Here is a 20,135-nt window from a genome sequence, read left to right on the forward strand (position 1 = left end):
AGATGTTCAGTTGTGCGGCCAGCCTAGCAACTGCGGGCGACGACCGGCCGTGTCACGGCTCGGGAAAGTCCTCATCGTCGACGCCATCCTCCACCCACGATGACGCGAGGGAGAGCTCGACACCGAGCGTGTGCTCGATGATGCCGTCGAGCAGTTCGGACATCGTGGCCGACCTGAGCAACCGGATCTGGTCGAGCGGGCCGAGCGGCGCGATCGCCGCGAGCTGCCACACGTGCGCCACAGGGTCGTCTGCGAGTTCGACATCCGGAGACCAGCTGAGGTCTGAGAACTCGCTGGCCCTCGAGAGCGTACGGCGCACGAGCTGCTCTGCCCGCTCCCGGAGAGGCAGCAACGACTCATCCCATTCGAGGTCGGGAAGTTCGCTCACCGTTGCTCTGGGGTGTGGATCCTCGTCGAGCCACTCCTCGATCGTGATGCGACCCTGCCCCTCGGCGACGAGCCCGATGAATCCCTCCGCGGCCTCCAGTTGCACGATCCTTGCGACGGTGCCCACGGAAAATCGCTTCTCGCCGCCGCCCACCTCCTGGCCGCGCTCGATGAGAACAGTGCCGAATTCGGACGGCTCATCCTGAAGCACCCTCGAGAGCATGACGATGTACCGCTCCTCGAAGATGCGGAGGCTGAGCGGCATGTGGGGGAACAGCACGGAACCGAGGGGGAACATCGCCAGGGCGGTCATTTCCCCAGCGAACCATGCTTCGAGCCCGGTTGCCAGTCCCACGAGGGAACGATTGGCTACGAACAGTTCGGACGGCACGCTCGTTGCGTGAGAGCATCCACGAGCACCTTGCCCAGATCTTCTGGCACGACCGCCGAGTACGCGGCGCCACCGGTCGATTGTGCGATCTGCTTCATCGACGCGCTGTCGGTGTCTGGTCCGAATCCGATGAGGATCACGGGCACCGGTTTGGACGGATCCTCGATAGCTTTCAGGCTGCTGAGCAGAGTCTGGAGGTCGATGCCATTGTCGTCCTCGTTGTAGCCGTCGGTGATGAGAAGCACGGAGTTGACCTTCGACGGGTCGTAGTCTTCCTTGACCCTGGTCACCGCCGCCAGGATCGTGTCGTACAGGCCGGTGTAGCCGAAGGCCCGGTCCGGCAGTGACGCGACTATGCCGTTGATCTGCTGCACATGCGCCGGGTCGGCGAGCGGAGCGATCGGCGACAGGTCTTCCCAGTCCTGGGTTCCGACCCGGTTCTGGGAGAAGACCCACACTCCGAGCTCGGCCTCTCCCGAGAACCTGGATAGCGCCTCGCCTGCCGCCAGCTGGAACACGTCGATTCGACGGAGTCCGTTGCTGGCCGGGTCGAGCATCGAACCCGAGGTGTCGATCACGACGAGCAGTCGGGAGCGCAGGGTGAGCACACTCCAGGCGCGCAGGATCTCGATCTGCACAGCGGGCTCCGCTGACGACTGTGCCGCGGTGGGTGTTGCGAGCACCCCCGCCAGCCGCAGTTCGCCCGCACCCTTCGCGTCACGGAAGCCTGCCTCGGCGAGTACGTCGCTGGCCGAGCGGGCGGCGGCGGCCAGCGCGGCGAGAATCTTGCGCGGAGCACCGGTCGTCTCTGGCTCGTTGTCCTGCGAATCGTCGAGGATCCCGACGAACGGATACGTCAGTTCCACGGTTCCATCGCTCGGATACAGCGCGATGACCGGGGACGTCGGCGAGGATGAGTTGTATGCGGCAACCTCCCGCTCAGTGGTCAGGACGACGGTGGGCACGGCCGCGGATCCGGCGGTCTCGAACGCTGCTTGTGCTGACTGCGGAATCGTCTTGCCCAGTTCGATCATCGCGCCTCCGAACTGGCGCGGGTCGTCCGGGGACGTGACGGTCTTCAGTTGAGCGAGTCCGGCGAGACTCGCCGCCGACGACTCGGGGTCGGGCAGAAGCGTCACGACGGTGCCCGTGAGCAGGCTCCCCCAACTCAGCGGTGCCGACGAAAAATCGGAGACCCTCGACGCCGGTGTCGCGAACACGACGGGAGTACTCGCGATGTAATCCCCCACCTCGAAGCGCGGAGCGTCGCGACCAAGCGAGGTTGCCACGCTCGCAGAACGATCGAGCCACGCGCTCGAGTCGGGAACCCAGGCATCCAGGTCGCCGGCAACCCCGGACGCAAACAGAGCAGAGGTGTCTGCCGAATCCTGGGAGCGGATCTCGGTACTCGTGCAGTTGCCGCTCGACCGGTCGAACTCCTCGGCGACCGTCGTCAGCGACGGTGCGATGGACGGGTCGGCCGCGACGACGATCGACTCGCGCTCAGAACACTCTCCGGAGACGGATGTCACGGCGCCGGTCAGCGCCGTCGCGGCGTCCGCGAACCGGCGAGGACCGAGAAACTGCAGGCCGGCTACGGCTACCGCGGCCACGGTGATGAGCACGATCGGGATGGCCCACCATCGCCGTCTCAACCGGGTGAAAAAAGAGGTTCGGTGTCGGTGCCGGGTGGTGCCCACGAGCTCTCCAGTCGGTGCAGCGGCGCCACGTAGCCGTCGGACCGACAACACGCCATCCCCCAGAGGGGACACTACAACATGCGGCGACGCGAACTCCACTCTTAATTCCGAGACTGGCACCACGTATTGCGCTGACCCCGCTTCGCGGATTCAATTGCGACATGTCCGCGATTCCGCCGAGCGTCGATGCTCTGGTCATCGGGGCCGGTCCAGCCGGCCTCGCCACCGCCGCCGAACTGACGCCGCAGGGGCTGGCGGTGCTCGTCATCGATAAAGCCGATCGAGTCGGCTCCAGCTGGTCGCGGCATTACGACCGACTCCACCTGCACACAGCTCGGCGTCTGAGCTCACTGCCGGGCACACCGATCCCCTCGACCATGGGCCAGTGGGTCGCCAGGGACGACTTTCTCAGGTATCTCAGCGACTACACCGAGACTCATGCCCTCGACGTGCGGCTCGGGGTCACCGCGTTATCGGTGACCAGGGACGGGGACGGATGGCTCGCCTCGACGGACCGCGGCACCATCCATGCGACGGTCGTGGTAGTCGCGACCGGATACAACCACACGCCATTCAGACCCGAGTGGGATGGGGTCGACTCATTCCATGGTCAGATCATCCATTCCAGCGAGTACCGGAATCCCGACCAGGTGACGGGATCGACCGTGCTCGTCGTCGGCACGGGCAACAGTGGGGCCGAGATCGCCGCCGACCTCGCCGAGGGTGGCCACACTGTGCTGCTCTCGGTGCGCACCATGCCGAACATCGTGCCGCGCGCGGTTGTCGGGATCCCGAATCAATTGCTCGTACTGTCGATCTCCCCGCTGCCGCGGCGGGCAAGGGACATCATCTCCGGCGCGCTGCAGAAGATCGTGATCGGTGACCTCAGCAGGTACGGAATCACCAGGGCTCCGCGCGGAATCGTGACCCAGCTCGAGCGGGACGATGTGGTGCCGACGATCGATGTGGGCCTCATCAGGGCACTGAAGGCCGGGACCGTCATGGTGGTCGCATCGATCGATCGATTCGAGGATGGCGCGGTGCGGTTGTCGGACGGAAGCACCATCGCCCCCGACGCCATCGTCGTCGCCACGGGCTACCGGCGCGGGCTCGAATCCCTCGTGGGTGGCCTCGACATACTGCTCGGGAATGGACGGCCGAAAGTGAACGCGGATGCCCAGCTCGACAACGCGCCGGGGCTCTACTTCATCGGCTATTCGAACCCGATCACCGGCAACATCCGGCAGCTCGCGATCGACGCGCGACGCATCGCGCGCGTTGTGAAGCAGCGCAGCTAGGGCACGTCACGCCCCACCTCGCGCGAATTCACAGCACCCCGCGTTCGGGGGGCAAATCTGCCCTATGCTGAACCCATAATGGAATCCCCGACCCATTACGAATTGCTGTGCGTGACACCCGACGCCACGGCAGACGAGATTCGTGCAGCGTATCGACGGTTAGTCCGGATGTACCACCCGGATGTAGCCGGTGCCGCGGGTGCGGCGATGACGCTGCGACTCAACGAGGCGCAGCGTGTGCTTCTCGACCCTGCCCTTCGCTCGCGCGTGGATGGGCCGGCATCGCACAGCGCGAGCCCGCACCACCCGGCTCCGACAGCCGAGCGCACCTCGCAGTTCGGCCGCGACGTCCCGCGACCGAGCACCCCTTTCCGCCCGGCCTCTCGCGCCACCCCGGTCGAACACCGCAGCGTCGTCTGGGACGTCCTGGCTATCGCGTCGATCTCGATCATCGTGCTGTCGACCATCGCGGTCTTTGCTGTCACGTATTCGGTCCCGTTCACCGGCATCTCTGCCCGCATGCTGCCACCCGTTATCGTCGCGATGCTGTGGATCGCGGCGGGCCTGTCCCGTCCCCCGCGGATCATCTGGTTCCTCCTGGGAACCTCGATGCTGCTGTGGCCGCTCGCCGCATCCGGAATCTGGCCGGTCACCGCGCTCGTTTACTCGAGCCCCGAGTGGGTCTGGTTCGCGCTCACGGCGTCCTTCTTCTCGGCGATCGCACTGAGGGTGGCGGCGCCGAGAGTATCGAGCTACCGCACGACACGAACGGCCACCGGGCGGGCATCCACCGCCTAGCAACGCGTGCGGCAGACTGGGTGGATGCCCCGCATCCGAGTCATCGTCGGCGCCAACGCCATGCTGCTGGCCGGCCTGCAGTACCTGGCCGCCGAAACCGTATCCGCAGCGGTCTTCACCCCCGCGTACGACTACGCCGAGAACTACATCAGCGACCTCGGAGTCGCGGACTGCGGCACCGTGTATTCCGGTCGCGAGATCTGCTCCCCGCTCGCCGGCCTCATGAACGCGGGCTTCATCGTCGACGGTGCGCTGTTCTTCATCGGGAGCGTGCTGCTGGCCACCCTGTTCTCCGGAGCGCTCAGGTATGTGTTCCTGGCGGCAGCACTGCTGCACGGAATCGGAAACGTCATCGTGGGGCTGTTCGACGAGACCACACCGGCCGTGGGTGGGGCGCCGAGCATCCATGTCGTCGGAGCGCTGCTGGCCATCCTGTTCGGAAATGTCGCCGCGATCCTGGCCGGAGCGTCGGCGCTGCGCCATGGTCGACGCGCGCTCGGAGCTGCCGGAATAGCCCTCGGATCGCTCGGCATCGTCTCGCTCGTGCTGCTCGGGTTCGACGGGGTGGGCCTCCCCGAGGGGCTCGTCGAGCGGTTCTCGGTCTACCCGATCACCGCCTCGGAGATCCTGTTCGGGGTCACCATCCTCGCGGTCGCCTGGTCGCGCCGAGCGGGCCGATCCCCCAGAGTTGAGTCATGACGAACGAACCCGAGACCACGCCGACCCGCAACAGCTCCCTGGGTCGCACCATCGGCCGGGTGCTGCTCGGCCTTTTCCTCGTCGGAGCCGGGGTCGGACACCTCACCGTCGCGCGACAGGGGTTCCAGACCCAGGTGCCGCCGTGGCTTCCGTTCGACGTCGACTTCGTGGTCGTGGCATCCGGGATCGTGGAGATCACCCTCGGGCTCGCGGTGCTCCTGCTTCGGCGCTATCGGGTGGCGGTCGGCTGGATCGTCGCGCTGTTCTTCCTGGCGATCTTCCCCGGCAATATCTCGCAACTCTTCGTGCACACCGCGGCGGAAGGCTGGGACAACACGACGGCCATCGTGCTCGGCGTGCGCCTGCTGTTCCAGCCGCTGTTGGTTGCGTGGGCGCTGTGGTCGACCGGCGCATGGAAGTGGTGGCGCGCGCGGCGCTCCTGAGCAATCCGCCCGACGGTGTGGGCTGAGCTGCCTACAGGCACGACATCGAAACGGGGTGGTAGCTCGGGCGCTCGAGACTGTCGAGCCCGCCGGGCGAGATCCCCATCAACAACACGTGGTCGGTGCGGTTACGGCTGCGCTCCTCATTCTCTCCCACCCACACGTCGAAATAGAAGGTCGTCTGGTCGTACTCCGCTGCGTAACGCATGATGTAACCGGTCTGAGAGAAGAAAGATGCTTCCGGATAAAGCTCGGCCATCTCCACCGTCGACATTCCGACGCCGCCACCGCGGTCAGTCACGACCACGTCAGACCTCACCTGGATGTGCTTAAGCACACCGTCGTAGGCAAACACTCCGAAAATCGCACCGCCCTCGAGCCCCTCTCGCGGCGCGCTCTTCCACGCAGGAAATGGGCCATCGCCACAGTCGAGTTCAAAAGCCGTCAATAGTGGCGACGCATTCAACTGCTGCGCGGTATCGCCCAGGAGTAGGTCGTCGAGCCCAACCTCGCTGAGCACCAGATCACGCTGCGGAGCTGGCGGCTCGGCAGTCGCCGTCGGGGAGGCGGTTGGAGTAGGAGTAGAAGTCGGAGTCGGAGTGGCGGCAGGAGTGGGCTCCGCGGTTGCTGTTGGCAGAGTGGATGGAGTGCCCGTTGAGCCGGTCTCCGCGAGAACCACCAACATGGTCGCTACGGCCGCGGCCAGCAGTCCTGCAACAACAATCAGAGCCCAGGGTCGCTTCTTCACCGGTGCGCCAGGCTCCACTTCGCTCATGTGCCGACTCTAAAGCCCGACACAGCCGACGTCCGAGGCCGTTCGTCTCGTTTCCGCAACTATCCGGCCCCTGCCAGAACGCGCTGTTTTTGCTAACCTGACAGCAGGGTGTGCACTGCAACCCCCGGACGACGGATCAGTACCCGGAACGCGACAAGACTGGCCACAGGGATGTGTTCGTCATGGCATGGGTAATTCTTATCGTCTCCGGTGTTCTCGAGGCCGTGTGGGCCACGGCCCTCGGCAAGTCCGAGAATTTCACCAAACTCTGGCCGACTGTCATCTTCGGCGTCGCCCTGGCGCTCAGCATGGTGGGGCTCGCCTTCGCGATGCGCGATATCTCCACGGGCACCGCCTACGCCGTGTGGGTCGGGATAGGCGCGACTCTCGCCGTCACCTACGCGATGATCTTCGGTGGCGAGCCGGCATCCGTCATCAAGGTGCTTCTGCTCATCGGGCTGGTGGGCTGCATTGTCGGGCTGAAGCTGGTCGACGGCAGCCACTGAGGCGTCTGGCAGGCGCTCCTAGGCGACCCGCACGTCGATCTCGCCGGGCTCGGCACCGTCGGCTCCGAACACCAGGAACCGGTTCGCGATCTTGTCGGTGAAGAACCTGTCGTGGCTGACGACAACCACGGCTCCAGGGAAATGAACGAGGGCGCGCTCCATCACCTGGGTGCTCGCCATGTCGAGGTGGTTGGTCGGCTCATCCAGCAGCAGCACGGATGCCCCTGACAAGAGGCACTGCGCCATCGCGACCCTCGCCCGCTGGCCTCCGGACAGGTTTCCGATGCGCTGTTTCAGGTCGGCCTCGGAGAACTGGAACATCGCGAGGAACCTGGCGACCGATTTTCGGGTCGCGGTCAGGGCGAGGCTGTTCGGCATCGCATTGACCGCGTGGGTGACGGTGTCTTCGTCGTCGAGCTCGTCGAGCACACGGTTGTAGGAGATGACATCGCTGCCCTTCGTCCAGACCGTCTCTCCCGTGTCGGGTTTCTCGTCAGTCAGCACGCGCAGCAGTGTGGACTTTCCGCTGCCGTTGGATCCGAGGATCACGATGCGATCGCGTCGTCGGATCTCGAAACTGAGGTCGGAGAACAGCACACGGCCGTCGTGGGACTTGCTGATGCGGTCGACCCGGCAGAGCACATCCTTGATGTGGAGGCCACCGTAGATCTCGGTGATGATCTGGTCGACGGGACGGGGTGCGCGGCTCTTCTTGATGTTCGAGAGCTGCTTGTCGAGCCCGCGACTGGCGGCTTTCGCGGCCTCACGACGATCGGCGATTCCCTCGGCCTCGAACGCGAGCAGCTCCGATTCGTGCACGAATTGCTGCTCGAGGGTCTTCAGCCTGAACTGCTTCTGGATGACGTACTCGCCGAAATTGCCGGGGTACTCGTGAAGGTGGAAGTTCTCGACCTCGATGATGCGCGTGACCACCGAATCGAGGAAGCGCCGGTCGTGCGAGACGATGATCGCGGCGCCGTGGAAGCCGCGGAACCACGCCTCGAGCCACTCGACGCCGGCGACGTCGAGGAAGTTGGTGGGCTCATCGAGCAGCAGCACGTCGGGATCTTCGAGCACGATCTTGGCGAGCGCCGCTCGGTTACGCCATCCACCGGAGAGGTCGTCGATGGCGCTGTGTCGATGCGCCTCGGTGAATCCCAGCGTCGTGAGGGCCTGGTCGATGCGGCGTTTGTAGTCCCAGCCATCCAGGCGGTCCATGTCTTCGAACAATGCGGCCTGGCGATGGATGAGCGCATCCAGGTCGGCACTCGGATCGGCAGCGATGGTCGCGTCGATGCTCGCGAGCTCCGTTTCGATGGCACGGATGTCGACGAACAGGTCGTCGAGCACCTCGAGGATGGTTGCCGAGCCGTTCAGCTCGGAGAACTGCGAGAAGTACCCGAACCTGGTGCCCGGCTCGATCGTCACGGTGCCGCTCGTCGGTGCCAGCTGCTCGAGCACGAGCTTGAGCAGGGACGACTTCCCCGAACCGTTGCGGCCGATCAGGCCGACACGATCCTTGGGCTCGAGCCTGAAGAACGCCTCCCGCAGCACCTGCGTGTTCTCGATGCGTAATTCCACATCGTTCAACCTGATCAGGCTCATGCCGTGGTTCTCCCCCGTGTCCCCCCAATTGTCCCGGATAACCGAGCACCGTCCCGCCACCCATACACCCATCCAGACCCTTTTCCCAGTCGAAACCGCATCCGAATAAATGCCGTAGCGTGAAAAAATGGGGATCACAACAGAATCGACCGTGGCGCAGCCGCACCATCTCAAACGTTCCATCACCGTCAAACAGCTCTACTTCTACGTTGTCGGCGATGTGCTGGGGTCCGGCATCTATGTTCTCGTCGGGCTCGTCGCCGCGGCCGTCGGTGGAGCCTTCTGGATGGCGTTCCTCGTTGGCGTCTCGATCGCGACCATCACGGGACTCGCCTACGCGGAACTCGTCACGAAGTATCCGCAGGCCGCGGGAGCGTCGCTCTATATCAATAAAGCGTTCCGTAGCCCCGTGTTGACCTTCTTCATCACGATCTGCATGCTCTCGGCCAACATGGCGGCTGTCGGTTCGCTCGCTGCAGGGTTCGTACGGTACTTCAGTGGCGTCGTCGGATTGCCGCAGGACGCGATCTGGGCTTCCACCGGCATCGCCGTAGCCTTCGTGGCAATCATCACCGTGATCAACCTGATCGGCATCGCGGAGTCGGTCGTGGCGACAGTGGTGATGACCTTCATCGAGGTCAGCGGGCTCATCATCGTCGTGATCATCGGGGTCATCGCGCTCGTCGAGGGAGTCAACGATCCTTCCGTGCTTCTCCAGTTCAGCGTCGACGGCGGCACCGGTTCGGCGATCCTCGCGGTGCTTGCCGGAGTCTCTCTTGCCTTCTTTGCGATGACAGGCTTCGAGAACGTCGCGAATGTCGCAGAGGAGACCATCAACCCCTCCCGCGCCTACCCACGGGCTCTGATCGGCGGAATGGTCACCGCCGGGATCGTCTACGTGCTCGTCTCTATCGCTGCGGCGCTTGCGGTGCCCATCGGGGATCTGGCGGGAAACACGCTACTCGAGGTCATCCGCGCCGACCTGTTTATCGTCCCTGCCGCCATCATGGTCGTCGTCTTCGGGCTGATTGCGATGGTCGCGATCAGCAACACCACCCTGGTCACGGTGGTTGCCCAGTCGCGCATACTCTTCGGCATGGCGCGGGAAAACATCGTGCCGGCCGTTTTTGCCAAAGTGCATCCCACTCGGCGGAGCCCCTACGTCGCTCTGCTGTTCGGCGCTGCGATTGTCAGCGCGCTGTTGATTATCGGCGCGATAATCCGCTCGACCCAGACCGGCCTTCCTGCGGAAGACCAACTCGACATCGTCAATCGGCTCGCCACCATCACGGTGGTCTTCCTCTTGTTCATCTACGCACTGGTGATCGTGGCGTGCCTCAAGCTGCGAGGCCACGATGAGAGAGACGATACCTATCGCGCAAACACTCCGCTGCTGATCGTCGGCATGGTGGGCAACCTCGCAGTCCTGGCGTACACCCTGATCAACGACCCTGGGGCATTGGTGTGGGTCGCGGGGCTCCTGGCCGTCGGCCTTGTGCTTTACCTCGTGCAGACCTTCTCCGGCAGGAAAGCCACAGACCGCGTGAGCTGATCCCGATCGTCCCCACGCCGAGCGATCAGCCGGCCAGGTGCACGAGGGCCTCGTTGCGGCGCAGGAAACCTGGCTTCCACGGGGCGTCGTAGCGCGCGAAGTACGGCGCTCCGACGGTTGCCAAACCGGATGCCGCGACTGCGGCCATCAGTTGCATCGCGTTGTCCGCGAAGCGGGCCTCATCCGCACCTCCGCTGAACCGGCGAGCCGCCACACGACCGGCAGGCACCACCCTGGTGCGCACACCGGCACCGTTCGGGGCGGGGACTGATGCGGCATCCATGTCGTCCGGGAGCACGAAGCTCACCGTGTACTGCTCGCCCACCGGCGCCTGGATCACGGGTGAGGTCATCTCGATCTTGTTCTGGCCCGCGTTATTGCCGCTGATATAGCTGATGAGGGGTCGGAAGCCGCGATTGCCGGCCTCGAAGAAGTCGCCGCCGACGTCGACCTCGACGAGCAGGTGCTCCGGATAGCTCCGCACCTCGAATCCGTCATGCTCGCTCTCGACGACGTACGGCTGGATTTCGGTCATGCGGCAGCTTACGTCCGCGGGCGGGGCGCGCCTAGATCATCACCGAGCTGAGCAGCAGGCTCGTCTCGCTGTTCACCACTCCATCCAGCGACCGGATGCGCGCCAGAACCCCATCGAAATGCCCGAGGGTGTCGGTGCGGAGCTCCGCCACGAGGTCCCATGCGCCGTTGGTCGTGTGCAGCGAGTGCACCTCCGGGAATCCGCGGAGCTGACGGATCACGTCATCGGTGGTGCGCCCCTCGACTTCGATGAGGGACACCGCCCGGATGGTGTCGGGGTCGTTCTCGACGCGCACCCTCGCCGAGAATCCGAGGATCGTGCCGCTGTCCAGCAGCCGGTCCAGCCGGCTGGTGACCGTGGTCCTGGTGACGCCGAGCTCCCTCGCAAGCACCGCCACCGGCTCGCGGGCGTTGGTTCGGAGCAGGCCGATGAGGCGTCGATCCAGGTCATCCATACGCATAGTGTAAGTCAGTGCTATGCAGTTCGCGCACGGACTGATCCAAAGGATCACTCTCTGGTCATTGTTGCTGCATACTGCCCATTCGTAGGCTGGTGGTACGAGATTAGGGAGAAATCATGGTGCGCTTCGTCGACGTAGGAAACATGAGCCGCTGGATCGCCACGACCGGCATCGAGTCCATCATCACCGGCATGGTCGGCTACCTCGAGAGCGACTTCGCGCGCTGGCCGATCTTCGACAAGTCCCCCAGGGTCGCGAGCCACTCCCCGCTCGGCGTCATCGAGCTCATGCCGACCAGCGATGGTGAAACCTACGCCTTCAAGTATGTGAACGGTCACCCCTCCAACCCCTCGCGCGGCCACCAGACAGTCACGGCCTTCGGTGTTCTCGCCGACGTGGACACCGGCTACCCGACGTTCTGGGCCGAGATGACGCTCCTGACCGCGCTGCGCACCGCCGCCACCTCGGTGTTCGCCGCGAAACTCTTGGCGCGACCCGACTCCACCGTCATGGCGATGATCGGCACCGGCACACAGGCCGAGTTCCAGGCACTCGGGTTCCGCGCCGGTCTCGGCATCACCGCGCTCCGCGTGTGGGACACCGACCCGGCAGCGCTCGACAAGTTCATCGAGAACGTCAGCCCGCTCGGCTTCGAGATCCACAGGGCGACGGATGCCGCCGACGCCGTTCGCGGAGCACACATCGTCACCACCTGCACGGCAGACAAGGCCAACGCGACCATCGTCACCGATGACATGATCGAACCGGGCATGCACCTCAACGCGATCGGTGGTGACTGCCCCGGCAAGACCGAGCTGGACGCTCAGATCCTCCGCCGCTCGGACGTGTTCGTTGAGTTCCCCGAGCAGACCCGCATCGAGGGCGAAATCCAGCAGGTCGAGGCAGACTTCCCGGTCACCGAACTCTGGCGGGTGCTGGTCGGCGAGGCCACCGGGCGCACCAGCGACGAGCAGGTAACGGTCTTTGATTCCGTCGGATTCGCGATAGAGGATTTCTCCGCCCTCCGATACGCGCGCGACGCGGTCGACGGCACCGACTTCTTCACCGAGGTCGACCTGATCGCCGAGCCCGCCGACCCGAAGAACCTGTACTCCCTGGTCGCGGCAGCCGCCGTTGTCCCCGCCTGACACCGCCCACCACTACCCGCACATGAGCGTCCAGAGCCCGTCGGCCGTCGTGCTGATCCGGCCCCACCATTTCGGGCCCAATCCGGCGACCGCGCTCGACAACGCCTTCCAGTCCATCGACCCGACGCGGAACGCCGCGGAGATCGCCCGGGATGCGTACACGGAGAGCACCCGGCTGGCCGAGGCGCTGGAGCAGGCCGGTGTGCAGGTGCACCTCTTCGAAGACACGGAGAGCGTGCGACCGGACAGCGTGTTCCCGAACAACTGGTTCTCTACGCACCCCGGTGGTCGCATCGCGGTGTATCCGATGTATTCGCCGAATCGCCGCACCGAGCGCCGAACCGACGTGATCGAACTGCTCAAGGAACGGTTCAGGGTGCAGGACATCATCGATTTCTCGGGACTGGAGCACGACGGCATCTTCCTCGAGGGCACCGGCGCGATGGTGCTCGACCACACGAACCGGGTCGCCTATACGGCGTCATCCCACCGCGCCGATTCCCTTGCTCTGGAGCGGTTCTGCGCCACCTTCGGCTACGAACCGATGATGTTCGTGGCCAGCGACCCCCGAGGCATCCCGATCTATCACACCAACGTCATGATGTGCATCGCGACAGAGTTCGTGCTCGTCGGCTTGTCGCTCATAGACAATCCCCGGCGCCGCCAGGAGGTCGCCGACCGGCTGACCGAACCCGGTCGGGAGCTCATCGACCTGAGCGCCGAACAGGTGGCAGACTTCGCCGGAAATGCGATCGAGCTGCGGTCGTCACAGGGCAGGATCCTCGTGATGTCGGCTCGCGCCGCCGCCACGCTCAGGGTCTCGCAGCGCAAAGTCATCGAACGCAGCTGCCGGATCGTGAGTGTCGACATCCCCACGATCGAGCTCGCCGGGGGGTCGGTGCGCTGCATGATCGCGGGCATCCACCTCGACCGACGACCTGTGCTGGTCTCGAAAGTCGCGGATGCCGCCCGCCCCGCTGTCGCCTTGGCCTGACGAGTTCAGCGGGGTGGGCGCTGCTCGCCCAGCGAGAGAGCGACCCCGTCGAGGATGTCGTGCTCACTCGTGGTGACGAACTCGAGCGGGCGCCCGGCCGCTGCCGTGGCATCCGCGACCCGCTGCAGCACCGCCGACCAGATCACGGCACCCGCGACGATGACGTCGACACGGCCCGGATGCATGAACGGAAGCGCAGCTCGTTCCGCGCGCGGCATCCGGCTGAGTGTGTCGCAGGCGTCGAGCACGGCACCTAGCGGCAGGCGGCTCCCGTTGATGGCGACAGGGTCGTAGCGATCCAGCCCGAGGGCGAGCGCCGTAACGGTCGTGACGGTGCCCGCTACCCCGACGACCTCGGTCGGTTGCGACAGGTCGACGGTCTGGCCGGCGATATCCAAAGCCGAGTCGACATCGCGACGGATGCTGGCTAGCTCGGCCAGCAACGCCGGGTCGCTGTGCCCGTGGCGCTCGGTGAGACGCACGCAACCGATGTCCATCGAATATGCCGACGTCGGCATGTTGCGGCCCAGAACGAGTTCGGTAGACCCGCCGCCGAGGTCGACGACGAGATGCTGCGCGCCGTCCGCGGCGTCGAGAGAGGTCAGCGCTCCACGAAACGACAGCTCGGCCTCCTCGGTGCCGGCGATGACTTCCGCTGGCACACCGAGGATCGCCTCGACGGTGTCGGTGAATTCGGCCCGGTTCGCGGCATCCCTCGTCGCCGAGGTCGCCACGAACCTGATGCGCTCGACCTCGTGCTCGCGGCACAGCTCGGCGTAGTCGCGAACCGCCGTCAGAGTCCGGACCAGGGCCTCGGCACCGAACCGGCCCGTGCGGTCGACGCCCTCACCCAGCCTCACCAGCTGGAGCGTGCGTACGACATCACTCAATCCGCCGCGCCCGTCGAGGTCGGCGATCAGCAGTCGGATGGAGTTCGTCCCGCAATCGAACGCTGCAACACGGGTCATGAGCGGCTCCCCCACTGGTCGATAACGTGTCGCGATTCCGCGATTATTCCCGGCCGTCCTCGAGCGGGATGAGCATCGTGCGGAACGGGCCGGCCTCGGCGTGCAGGCCCCAAATGCGGTCCGCGACGTCGTCGATTCCGTTGGGGAGCTGCAGCTGCGGGATGCCGCCGGGAATCACCAACTGGCTGACGCGGATGCCCTCATCCTCGAGCGCATCGTGCAGCATCTCACCGTAGGCGCTCTCGGCCGGGAAGGCGACCGAGGTGCCCGCGAAGCCGGCACGTGCCTTCACCGACGTGCCACCATTGATCAGGATGACGCTGCCATCGCCCGACTCGCGCATCGCCGGAAGCACCGCCTGCACCGAGTGGATGAGGCCGAGCGCGGAGAACTGCAGCGCTTCGAGCGCCAGCTCCGGAGTCAGGTCGAGCACGGGCTTGAGGTAGTCGCGCGACGGCAGCGGGCTGTACTGCAGCACCGTGATCGCGCCGAGCTCTGCCGCGGCGCGCGCGAGCGCATCCTCGAGTTGTGCGGGCTGGAGAACGTCAGCGGTGAAACCCTTCGCGGTCACACCGTCGGTCTCGAGCTCGGCGGCCATGGCGTCGAGCTTCGACTGGTCACGCGAGATCAGAGCGACCGAGAAACCTTCGCGACCGAACCTGCGGGCAACCGCTGCTCCGAGTCCGGGTCCGGCTCCGATGATGGCGATGACGGGCATGAAGTCTCCTTAGATCGATGACGTCGTGGTCATTCCAGTCTGCACTGTCGCGGAGGGAACGGACTTACTTTTGCTTCACGTGCGGACGGCTGGCGAGAGCGATCAGACAACCAAACATCGTCACTGCGGCTGCCGCAAAGATCACGAGCGCCGGCACCAAATACATCCATGCTTGATCGAAGACGAGCCTGGTACCTCGGATTCTGACTACCAGCGGCTCCGACCAGTCACCCGAGAAGTCGACTAACCCACCGATCACGGCCCACAATGCGAAGAATGTCACCAGGGCCGCGACGGCAGCTACGAATTGAGTACGTCGCGCATTCGTCATGATGGAGCATCGATTCGCTCGCCCGCATACGAGCCGCGCCCGGCATCCACCGAATCCATCATTCTTCGCCAGAGGGCACGACGTCCAACCGGTAAAAGCATCTCAACTGCACGCGGATTGACCGAGCCGCTACCCCGCGACGCCGCTCTGGGTCACTGCACTGGTAAAAAGCATCAGCCAGACGATGAAGAACGCCGCTTGGAAGAGCGTGCCCAAAATTCCGATGAGGACTGCGGCACGGGCGAGCCCACGACCGGATTCTCCGCTCACATCCATCTGCTTGCGCGCCAGCACGCCCAGCACGATGCCGACGACCGGGATCATGAATGAGGCAATGAACCCGACCAGCGCGAGGGTGTTGGTGCGCGGCACCAGAGTGGATGTCATGAGTCATCTTGGCATCCGTTAGGAGCCACCGCTGCGATTGCGAGATGCGCGTCAGTTGTTGAAGCGGAACTCCACCACGTCGCCGTCCTGCATGACGTATTCCTTGCCCTCGATGCGGGCCTTGCCTTTCGCGCGGGCCTCGGCGATGGAGCCGGTCTCGACCAGGTCGGCGAAACCGATGACCTCGGCCTTGATGAAGCCTTTCTCGAAGTCGGTGTGGATGACGCCCGCGGCCTGCGGTGCCTTCCAGCCCTTGCCGATCGTCCAGGCGCGCGACTCCTTCGGCCCCGCCGTGAGGTAGGTCTGAAGCCCGAGCGTGTCGAAGCCGATGCGAGCGAGCTGGTCGAGCCCGCTCTCGTCCTGGCCCGTCGAGGCGAGAAGTTCGGCCGCGTCCTCCGGGTCGAGGTCGATCAGTTCCGACTCGAGCTTCGCGTCGAGGAAGATCGCCTTGGCGGGTGTGACGAGGGCCGCGAGGGTTGCGAGAGCCGAGGCATCCTGCAGCACGGCCTCGTCGACGTTGAAGACGTAGATGAACGGCTTCGAGGTCAGCAGGCCGAGCTCGCGGATCGGCTCTGTGTCGATTCCGGATGACGACAGCGGATTGCCCTCGTTCAGCACCTTCTGTGCGGCCAGCGCGGTCTCGAGAACGATCGGCTCGACGCGCTTCGTCTTGACCTCTTTCTCGTACCGGGTGACGGCCTTCTCGAGGGTCTGCAGGTCGGCGAGGATCAGCTCGGTGTTGATGGTCTCCATGTCGGAGGCGGCATCCACCTTGCCGTCGACGTGGATCACGTCGGGGTCGGCGAAACCGCGGATGACCTGCGCGATCGCGTCGGCCTCGCGGATGTTCGCGAGGAACTTATTGCCGAGCCCCTCCCCCTCGGACGCGCCCTTCACAATGCCCGCGATGTCGACGAACGACACCGGAGCGGGAAGGATGCGCTCGCTGGAGAAGATCTCGGCGAGCGCGTTGAGGCGCTTATCCGGCAGGTTCACCACGCCGACGTTCGGCTCGATGGTGGCGAACGGGTAGTTCGCCGCCAGCACCTGGTTCTTTGTGAGTGCGTTGAAGAGCGTCGACTTGCCGACGTTGGGAAGACCGACGATTGCGATAGTGAGAGCCACGGGGGTCAATCGTACCGGGCTGCAGACCGCGGCATCCTGCGCAGCGTCGTCGAGGTGACGCTAAGGGCGGTCATGGCGTGACAGTGACCGCCGTTTGCGTCACCTCGGCGAGGAGTGCCGGGCGGTGCCTCAGGCCTGGGGCGAGTTGGCCTGCGGATGCGCCATCGGGGCCGGGATCCTCGGCTCGATCGCGGGTGCGGTGACCTGCACCCGGTTGCGGCGGGCCCACAGTGTGCTGATGCCCGCGGCCGCGAGACACAGCGCCATCGGGATGAGCATGAACGGGCCTCCCGTGCCAGCACTGCGGTCGATGCCCTGGTCGAGCTGGCCCAGCAGAACCGCCGGCAGGAAGATCAGCACGTTGTTGGTGGCATGGATCAGGATGGGCGCCTCGAGCCCGCCGGTGCCGCGAGCGGCGAGCGACATCGAGACTCCGAAGATGAAGTAGTAGGCGATCAGCCAGGGATCACCCGCGAGGTGGGCCAGCGAGAACAGCGACGACGCGATGAGCGTGGACACCACGAAGGCCGCGATCGGGTTACGGAACCACGATCCGGACGCCCGCTGGATCAGCCCGCGTGCGCCGAACTCCTCGCCTGCCGCCTGGAATGGCGTGGTCAGGATCACGATCGCGATCATGACGAGCACGGTCCCGTCGATGGCGACGAATTCGGCTGGCTCGATCAGGAAGCTGGAACCGATGTAGATGACCCAGACGGGGATGATGATGAGGGCGAGTCGCCCCATCCACTTCCACCGGAACCGCCCCGTGACCGAAGAAAGCGTGCCGACGCGAGCGCCGAAGAACAGCCTCTGCAGCCCCATGGCGAGCGGGATCGTCAGCGCCAGGGCGATGTTGGTCGACAGCAGCACACCCGGGGTGAAGGGCACGAGCCCGGAGTCGAGCTGCTCGAAGGTGATCGCGCCGCGGGCGATCTCGATGCCGATTCCGATGCCGCCGATGACGATCGACAGCAGCAGGAAGCCGATCACGAGCAGCACGATCGCTACAATCCCGCGCCACGCCCCGCGAATGCGGCTGAGTGCGTGGTCGTAGGTGACGGGCGGGGACGTGGCTACGGTCGGCACGTCAGCGTGCGTATCAAGGAGATTCTGCGAATCGCTCATGGGTCCACGCTACGGGGTGAGCCTCCGAAGGCCCTCCCCCTCGCGTCGGAATCTGGCATCCCTCGCGGGGCGGAGCGGCGTGGGCGACTCCACCGTGTCCGAGGCCCGTGCGACCATCGGATCGTGCCCCTGGATTTCACCGCGATCGACTTCGAGACAGCCAACGGTTCGGCGGCCAGTGCATGCTCGGTCGGCATGGCGAAGGTCCGCGACGGGCGCGTGGTCGACACCGCGTACTGGCTGATCAAGCCGCCGCTGGGTCACGACCACTTCCTGGAATGGAATGTGCGCATCCACGGCATCATGGCGGTGGATGTCGCGGACGCCTCGCTCTGGAGCGAACAGCTGCCCAGCCTGCTCGAGTTCGCCTCCGGCGACACGCTCGTCGCGCACAATGCAGGATTCGACACCGGAGTGATCGCGGCGGCGTGCGCCGCGTCATTCCAGCCGACCCCCGCCCTCGACTACCTCTGCAGCCTGCAGGTGGCGCGCAGGACGTACCACCTGGACTCGTATCGCCTGCCGTCCGCGGCGATGGCCGCGGGCTTTGAAGACTTCGAGCACCACAACGCCCTGGCGGATGCCCTGGCCTGCGCCGCGATCATCGTTCACGCGGCGAAGCGCCACGGGGCATCCACCATCGCCGAGTTGAGCGACGCGAGCGGTTCTGCGATCAAGAGGCTCGGCCCGAAGCTCAGTTCTGCGGGAACCCCAGGTTAATTCCGCCGTGCGAGGGGTCGAGCCAGCGGCTCGTGATCGCCTTCTCGCGCGTGTAGAAGTGCACGGCCTGTGAGCCGTAGGCCTTGGTATCGCCGAACAGCGAATCCTTCCAGCCACCGAAGGAGTAATAGCCGACGGGCACGGGGATCGGCACGTTGATGCCGACCATGCCGACCTGCACCTCTCGCTGGAACCGACGCGCTGCGCCTCCGTCGTTGGTGAAGATCGCCGTTCCGTTGCCGTACTGGCTCGCGTTGATGATTGCGACACCGTCGTCGTAGGACGCGACGCGCACGATCGAGAGCACAGGGCCGAAGATCTCGTGCTTGTACACGTCGGAGTCGGTCGAGACGCCGTCGATGAGGGTCGGGCCGAGCCAGAAGCCGTCGGCACCGCCGTCCACCGTCACACCGCGGCCGTCGACCACAACGGTCGCGCCGTCGGTGATGGCGATGTCGATGTAGGACGCGACCTTGTCGCGGTGCTCCTTCGTGATGAGCGGCCCCATGTCGCAACCGCGGGTGCCGTCGCCGACCGTGAGCCCGGCGACGCGCGACTGGATCTTCTCGATGAGCTCATCAGCGACCGGCTCGACCGCGACGACGACCGAGATCGCCATGCAGCGCTCACCGGCCGAGCCGAAGCCCGCGTTGACGGCGGAGTCTGCGACGAGGTCGAGGTCGGCATCCGGCAGCACCAGCATGTGGTTCTTGGCTCCGCCGAGAGCCTGCACGCGCTTGCCGTTCTTCGCGGCGGTCTCGTAGATGTACTTCGCGATGGGGGTGGACCCGACGAACGAGATGGCGGAGATGTCGGGGTGCTCGAGCAGGGCATCCACCGACTCCTTGTCGCCGTGCACGACGTTGAGCACACCGTCGGGCAGGCCGGCTTCCTTCAGGAGCTTCGCCATCCAGATCGCGGCCGACGGGTCTTTCTCCGACGGCTTCAGGATGACGGTGTTGCCCGCGGCGATGGCCACGGGGAAGAACCACAGCGGCACCATCGCGGGGAAGTTGAACGGGCTGATGATTCCGACGACACCGAGCGGCTGGCGTACCGAGTACACGTCGACCCCCGTCGACACGTTCTCGCTGTGCTCGCCCTTCATCAGGTGAGGGATGGATGTCGCCCACTCGACGACTTCGAGACCGCGGGCGACCTCGCCGAGCGCGTCCGACGTGACCTTGCCGTGCTCGTTGGTGAGGATCGCGGCGACCTCCTCCTTGCGGGCATTCAGCAGCTCGCGGAAGGTGAACATGATCGACTGGCGCTTGGCGAGCGAGGTCTCGGCCCAGGCCGGGAACGCTGCCTTGGCGGACTGCACGGCGGTGTCGACGTCGCCGACCGTCGCGAGGCGCACCTCGCGGGAGACTGTGCCCTCTGCGGGGTTGTAGACGGGCGAGGTGCGGGTGGATACGCCGGCGAATGAGGCGCCGCTGACCCAGTGATCGAGAATGTCCATGACCC

22 protein-coding genes and 1 riboswitch are annotated in these 20,135 nt (G+C 65.4%); of the genes, 9 read left to right on the forward strand and 13 right to left on the reverse strand.

Annotated elements, in window-relative coordinates; all coding sequences use genetic code 11:
* Window positions 1-52: 52 nt before the first annotated feature.
* Together IWX81_RS05965 and IWX81_RS05970 are read right to left on the reverse strand one after the other, a co-directional pair.
* Entirely contained in the window at window positions 53-778 is a 726-nt protein-coding gene (locus tag IWX81_RS05965; RefSeq protein ID WP_334593231.1) for an LON peptidase substrate-binding domain-containing protein, read from the reverse strand.
* A complete protein-coding gene (locus IWX81_RS05970; RefSeq protein WP_334593233.1) occupies window positions 757-2,433 on the reverse strand; it encodes a VWA domain-containing protein in 1,677 nt (558 codons plus the stop codon). Before IWX81_RS05970 ends, IWX81_RS05965 begins: the two co-directional genes overlap by 22 nt.
* A gap of 206 nt (window positions 2,434-2,639) precedes the next feature.
* On the opposite strand from IWX81_RS05970, the gene IWX81_RS05975 reads away from it, so the two are divergent.
* From IWX81_RS05975 to IWX81_RS05990, 4 genes are all read left to right on the forward strand, one after another.
* A complete protein-coding gene (locus tag IWX81_RS05975) occupies window positions 2,640-3,776 on the forward strand; it encodes a flavin-containing monooxygenase (protein ID WP_199280277.1) in 1,137 nt (378 codons plus the stop codon).
* A gap of 78 nt (window positions 3,777-3,854) precedes the next feature.
* Complete coding sequence (locus tag IWX81_RS05980; RefSeq protein WP_199280278.1) at window positions 3,855-4,574, forward strand: J domain-containing protein; 720 nt, start codon at window positions 3,855-3,857, stop codon at window positions 4,572-4,574.
* A 24-nt stretch (window positions 4,575-4,598) separates the two neighbouring features.
* Entirely contained in the window at window positions 4,599-5,273 is a 675-nt protein-coding gene (locus tag IWX81_RS05985; protein WP_199280279.1) for a DUF998 domain-containing protein, read from the forward strand.
* Complete coding sequence (locus IWX81_RS05990) at window positions 5,270-5,716, forward strand: DoxX family protein (protein WP_199280280.1); 447 nt, start codon at window positions 5,270-5,272, stop codon at window positions 5,714-5,716. The genes IWX81_RS05985 and IWX81_RS05990 overlap by 4 nt, the downstream gene beginning before the upstream one ends.
* A 31-nt stretch (window positions 5,717-5,747) precedes the next feature.
* Here IWX81_RS05990 and IWX81_RS05995 read toward each other — a convergent pair whose 3' ends face one another.
* Window positions 5,748-6,491, reverse strand: a complete 744-nt coding sequence (locus IWX81_RS05995) for a hypothetical protein (protein WP_199280281.1) — start codon at window positions 6,489-6,491, stop codon at window positions 5,748-5,750.
* A 102-nt stretch (window positions 6,492-6,593) separates the two neighbouring features.
* Window positions 6,594-6,659: riboswitch (guanidine-III (ykkC-III) riboswitch) on the forward strand.
* Window positions 6,660-6,673: 14 nt separating this feature from the next.
* On the opposite strand from IWX81_RS05995, the gene IWX81_RS06000 reads away from it, so the two are divergent.
* Complete coding sequence (locus tag IWX81_RS06000; protein ID WP_199280282.1) at window positions 6,674-6,997, forward strand: DMT family transporter; 324 nt, start codon at window positions 6,674-6,676, stop codon at window positions 6,995-6,997.
* An 18-nt stretch (window positions 6,998-7,015) separates the two neighbouring features.
* Here IWX81_RS06000 and IWX81_RS06005 read toward each other — a convergent pair whose 3' ends face one another.
* Window positions 7,016-8,602, reverse strand: a complete 1,587-nt coding sequence (locus tag IWX81_RS06005) for an ABC-F family ATP-binding cassette domain-containing protein (protein WP_199280283.1) — start codon at window positions 8,600-8,602, stop codon at window positions 7,016-7,018.
* A gap of 127 nt (window positions 8,603-8,729) precedes the next feature.
* Between IWX81_RS06005 and IWX81_RS06010 the strand changes: the two genes are divergently transcribed.
* Window positions 8,730-10,154, forward strand: a complete 1,425-nt coding sequence (locus IWX81_RS06010) for an APC family permease (protein ID WP_199280284.1) — start codon at window positions 8,730-8,732, stop codon at window positions 10,152-10,154.
* Window positions 10,155-10,179: 25 nt separating this feature from the next.
* Here the strand turns inward: IWX81_RS06010 and IWX81_RS06015 are convergent, their stop codons facing one another.
* Window positions 10,180-10,689 carry an SOUL family heme-binding protein gene (locus IWX81_RS06015; RefSeq protein ID WP_199280285.1) on the reverse strand — a complete coding sequence of 170 codons (510 nt, stop codon included), beginning with the start codon at window positions 10,687-10,689 and terminating at the stop codon, window positions 10,180-10,182.
* A 31-nt stretch (window positions 10,690-10,720) separates the two neighbouring features.
* A complete protein-coding gene (locus IWX81_RS06020; RefSeq protein ID WP_334593238.1) occupies window positions 10,721-11,143 on the reverse strand; it encodes an Lrp/AsnC family transcriptional regulator in 423 nt (140 codons plus the stop codon).
* Window positions 11,144-11,265: 122 nt separating this feature from the next.
* Here IWX81_RS06020 and IWX81_RS06025 point away from each other — a divergent pair, with 122 nt between their 5' ends.
* Both IWX81_RS06025 and ctlX read left to right on the forward strand, forming a co-directional pair.
* Window positions 11,266-12,297, forward strand: coding sequence for an ornithine cyclodeaminase (locus tag IWX81_RS06025; protein ID WP_199280287.1), 1,032 nt, complete (start codon window positions 11,266-11,268; stop codon window positions 12,295-12,297).
* Window positions 12,298-12,319: 22 nt separating this feature from the next.
* On the forward strand, window positions 12,320-13,291 hold the full coding sequence (ctlX, locus tag IWX81_RS06030) for a citrulline utilization hydrolase CtlX (RefSeq protein ID WP_199280288.1): 972 nt from the start codon (window positions 12,320-12,322) through the stop codon (window positions 13,289-13,291).
* A 5-nt stretch (window positions 13,292-13,296) separates the two neighbouring features.
* Here ctlX and IWX81_RS06035 read toward each other — a convergent pair whose 3' ends face one another.
* The 6 genes from IWX81_RS06035 to IWX81_RS06060 all read right to left on the reverse strand — a co-directional run bounded on the left by IWX81_RS06035 (window position 13,297) and on the right by IWX81_RS06060 (window position 17,948).
* Complete coding sequence (locus IWX81_RS06035; RefSeq protein ID WP_199280289.1) at window positions 13,297-14,259, reverse strand: Ppx/GppA phosphatase family protein; 963 nt, start codon at window positions 14,257-14,259, stop codon at window positions 13,297-13,299.
* 43 nt (window positions 14,260-14,302) lie between these two features.
* Window positions 14,303-14,977: an SDR family NAD(P)-dependent oxidoreductase gene (locus IWX81_RS06040; protein ID WP_199280290.1), complete on the reverse strand. Its 675-nt coding sequence runs from the start codon at window positions 14,975-14,977 to the stop codon at window positions 14,303-14,305.
* A gap of 64 nt (window positions 14,978-15,041) precedes the next feature.
* A complete protein-coding gene (locus IWX81_RS06045) occupies window positions 15,042-15,308 on the reverse strand; it encodes a hypothetical protein (protein ID WP_199280291.1) in 267 nt (88 codons plus the stop codon).
* 129 nt (window positions 15,309-15,437) lie between these two features.
* The gene (locus IWX81_RS06050) at window positions 15,438-15,695 is read right to left on the reverse strand and encodes a DUF4190 domain-containing protein (RefSeq protein WP_199280292.1); all 258 of its coding nucleotides are present in this window, start codon (window positions 15,693-15,695) and stop codon (window positions 15,438-15,440) included.
* A 51-nt stretch (window positions 15,696-15,746) separates the two neighbouring features.
* On the reverse strand, window positions 15,747-16,820 hold the full coding sequence (gene ychF, locus IWX81_RS06055; protein WP_199280293.1) for a redox-regulated ATPase YchF: 1,074 nt from the start codon (window positions 16,818-16,820) through the stop codon (window positions 15,747-15,749).
* Between the two features lie 129 nt (window positions 16,821-16,949).
* Window positions 16,950-17,948: a CPBP family intramembrane glutamic endopeptidase gene (locus IWX81_RS06060; RefSeq protein ID WP_199280294.1), complete on the reverse strand. Its 999-nt coding sequence runs from the start codon at window positions 17,946-17,948 to the stop codon at window positions 16,950-16,952.
* Between the two features lie 123 nt (window positions 17,949-18,071).
* Between IWX81_RS06060 and IWX81_RS06065 the strand changes: the two genes are divergently transcribed.
* Window positions 18,072-18,668, forward strand: a complete 597-nt coding sequence (locus IWX81_RS06065; protein ID WP_199280295.1) for an exonuclease domain-containing protein — start codon at window positions 18,072-18,074, stop codon at window positions 18,666-18,668.
* On the opposite strand, the gene IWX81_RS06070 is transcribed toward IWX81_RS06065, so the two are convergent.
* On the reverse strand, window positions 18,643-20,130 hold the full coding sequence (locus IWX81_RS06070; protein ID WP_199280296.1) for a CoA-acylating methylmalonate-semialdehyde dehydrogenase: 1,488 nt from the start codon (window positions 20,128-20,130) through the stop codon (window positions 18,643-18,645). The two genes, IWX81_RS06065 and IWX81_RS06070, sit on opposite strands and share 26 nt — an antisense overlap.
* Between the last annotated feature and the right edge of the window lie 5 nt (window positions 20,131-20,135).

The sequence above is a fragment of the Salinibacterium sp. CAN_S4 genome, assembly GCF_015752305.1.
GTDB lineage: Bacteria > Actinomycetota > Actinomycetes > Actinomycetales > Microbacteriaceae > Rhodoglobus.